This window comes from Cyanobacteriota bacterium, from assembly GCA_025054735.1.
In the GTDB taxonomy this organism is placed as follows: domain Bacteria; phylum Cyanobacteriota; class Cyanobacteriia; order SKYG9; family SKYG9; genus SKYG9.
Window position 1 is genome coordinate 1 of sequence record JANWZG010000529.1, and the last position, 2212, is coordinate 2212.

The 2212-nt window shown below is 49.7% G+C and carries 2 protein-coding genes; one reads left to right on the plus strand and one right to left on the minus strand.

What is annotated here, in order from left to right; genetic code table 11:
- Positions 1–413: 413 nt before the first annotated feature.
- Positions 414–590, minus strand: coding sequence for a hypothetical protein (locus tag NZ772_17745; protein ID MCS6815399.1), 177 nt, complete (start codon positions 588–590; stop codon positions 414–416).
- A gap of 258 nt (positions 591–848) precedes the next feature.
- On the opposite strand from NZ772_17745, the gene NZ772_17750 reads away from it, so the two are divergent.
- Positions 849–2212: efflux RND transporter permease subunit (locus tag NZ772_17750; protein ID MCS6815400.1), on the plus strand; the 1364-nt coding region annotated here is incomplete at its 3' end.

Sequence of the window (2212 nt, forward strand, 5' to 3'; positions counted from 1 at the left end):
GTACTCGGTAAATCTTGCCGTTACCAATTAAGTCGCCGAAACTAGTAGTGCGCGTATCTAGCAGATTAATCCGAGCCATAAATTGAGATGAGTAAACTAGTTCTAACCTCTAAGGTATTAGGAGCCTGCCTATTTAGGGTAGCTGAAGCTCCGGCAAGCTAACACGGCGTTGGTACGGACGATACAGAGGTTGTCTGTGAGAGCTCAAGGTTGTCTGCCGCCGCACAATTTCACTGTCAGACTGCGAAGAGCAGCAGAACACCTGCCCCGTCTTGGAACTAGTCGGCACAAGCGTACCTCAGGCCGACTCAGACAACGCACCAGCAAGTATGAAAGCACTAGTGATAGTCTTGATAGAACGCTTGAACCATCTAGAAGAACGACCAAGGCAGAACTTAAGCAACTCATCGCGTCTATCCTCGACAGACAGCCTTGGGAAACCCTAAGCCAGAGCTAGCCAACATAGCACCCAGCAGTCGCACTCTTAAGTGGGAAGTGACTTGTGGTAAGGATTTTGATGGCGGTTGGGTCGTTGAGGGCATGGTCATAGAATAGGGTGGAGTTCCTAACGGAGGTTTATCCGACTGCATGCTTAGGACAATCTGTTCCTGCTTTGCTACCTGCCCGTTTAGAGAAGACAGAAACCCTAACCCATTGTGACCCCTGAACGGCTACCTTTTAGGGCTGCAGGGGTTAACTATTCAGTAACCACATTTGAACCAGCCGCAACGAAGATCTGTCTAAGCAGTACAGTCTTGCTGAAATCTATAGTGTAGACTGTAGACAAAACTTAATAATTTCTTTATGGTCTCAAGTCCTGTAGAGCAAATTTTTCGCCCTTACTACCTATGCAAGCTATGCAACCACCTGCTCAAGGTTTCAGTATTAGTGCAGCTGCAATCCGTCGTCACGTTGCCACATTGGTACTCACCATAGCGGTGGTGGTTTTAGGAATTTTCTTTGTATCGCGACTACAGGTTGATTTATTGCCACAGATAACCTATCCCCGCATTGGGGTTGAGGTACGTGCTCCAGGGGTTGATCCTGAAGTGGCGGTTGACCAGATTACGCGACCCTTGGAAGAGGTGCTATCAGCTACTGAAGGCGTAGAGCAAATTTTTTCTCGCACCCGTGAAGGATTTTCCCGGGTAGATTTGTTCTTTCGTCCGGGGGGTAATATTGATCGCGCCCTCAATGATGCGGTTGCAGCGTTTAACCGAGGCAGAAACCAACTCCCTGACAATCTGGAAGAAGCACGAATCTTCAAGTTTGATCCCTCCCAGTTGCCGTTGTATGAGTTTGCACTGACATCTACCATGATGACGGATCTGGAACTGCGAACCTTTGCTGATGAAGAGATTGCCCGCGAGTTGAGCTTGGTTCCAGGGGTAGCTGTTGCAGATGTAGCAGGTGGTGTGGAGGAAGAGATTCAAGTCAACTTGGATCCAGTACGGATGCAAGCTGTGGGCATCGGGATTACAGATGTCCTGAGAGTGCTGCGCGATCGCAACCAAGATGTATCGGGTGGGCGGATTACAGGCAGTGCTGACGAGCCACTGATTCGGACAGTCGGGCAATTTCGCAGTGCTGATGACATTCGAGAACTGTCAATAATCAGCGGTAACAGATTGGTGCCGGGGCAACCTGCTCCTCGCGTTTACCTCCGAGATGTAGCTGAAATCAATGATGGGGCAGCAGAGCAACGGTTATTTGCGCGGTTGAACGGAAAAACAGCCGTAAAGGTAACAGTGCAAAAGCAGCCCGATGCTAACTCAATCGCAGTCATTCGAGGGATTAAGCAAAAGCTTGCCGAGTTGCGCCAACTGGGTGTCATCCGGGATGAGATGACAATTGTGGAAACCGTAGACGAGTCTCAGTTCATTAGCAATGCCATTAATAATGTGATTGCTGCTGGGTTAATTGGGTCATTACTAGCGGGGCTAGCTGTGCTGCTGTTCTTAGGCTCTCTGCGACAAACGCTGGTTATCATTCTGGCGATTCCCCTATCGACCTTGGCGGCTGTCATTTTGATGGCAATGTTTGGCCTCTCTCTCAATATCTTCAGTTTGGGCGGGTTAGCCCTGGGTGTGGGCATCGTAGTAGATAACTCGATCGTGATGCTAGAGGCGATCGTCAAAGGCACATACCAGTCATCACCGGCACCTAGCTCTACCATTAGCAGTCATGGTTCGACCCAGCCCACCCCGCCCCT

Coding starts and splice junctions, on each gene's coding strand:
- NZ772_17745 (MCS6815399.1), bottom strand. CDS start 590: ATGCAGTCGGATAAACCTCCGTTAGGAACTCCACCCTATTCTATGACC.